Genomic DNA, 774 nt, shown 5'->3' on the forward strand with positions numbered 1-774 from the left:
TTATTATCTAAACCATTAATCTCATCTTTGTCCATAACACCATCGCCATCACAGTCGCCTGTACTTGTGGCTACTAACGTCACTTGACTCAAATTCAAACTACAAGCACTCGTCGGATTGGTGTTATCTCCTGTCGTTGATGCGTCTCCATCTGCTCCCGTTGCTTCTGCATAGTTCGTTACGCCGTCGCCATCACAGTCTGCATTGCGCCAAGCTGTTGTCGTATTCGCTAACACTTGACTCGAACTCCATACACATGGATTCGTTGGTTGTGGATCCGTGTTGTCTGGATCCCCATCGCCATCTTGATCACCTGCTAATGGTACACTAATCGTTACTGTAGCACTTGCACATACTTGTGGTGTCACCAATGTATTACATACTTGGTAAACAACTGTTACACTACTTCCCGGCTCACTCGCTGTTGGGGTATAGCTCATCACGCCTGTACTGGCATTGAAACTTACCGTTCCGCCTGCTGTTCCGCCTGTCTTAGTGATGCTCGTATTAGCGCCTGCTAAGAAATCATCATTACTCAATACATTCACTGTACTCGTAACGCCAAAGTTAGCAGTCAAGACATCGTTGGCAGCAGTAGCTGTTTGTGGGTTTGGATCGGTTCCGTTTGGATTACCATCCTTATCACAGTCTAGGGCTTTCCAACCTGCACTTGTATTCGCAAACACTTGGTCTACTTTGTTGTAACTACAACTATCATTTGGATTCGTATTGTCAGAAGTAGTTAATGGATTATCATCGATACCATTGATCTCA

General features: G+C 45.0%; 1 protein-coding gene. It reads right to left on the minus strand.

The window, feature by feature from the left end; genetic code table 11:
* A partial coding sequence (locus QM491_RS25290; RefSeq protein ID WP_283330372.1) for an Ig-like domain-containing protein occupies positions 1-774 on the minus strand: 774 nt, incomplete at both ends.

This window comes from Flectobacillus longus, assembly GCF_030056705.1.
In the GTDB taxonomy this organism is placed as follows: Bacteria; Bacteroidota; Bacteroidia; order Cytophagales; family Spirosomataceae; genus Flectobacillus; species Flectobacillus longus.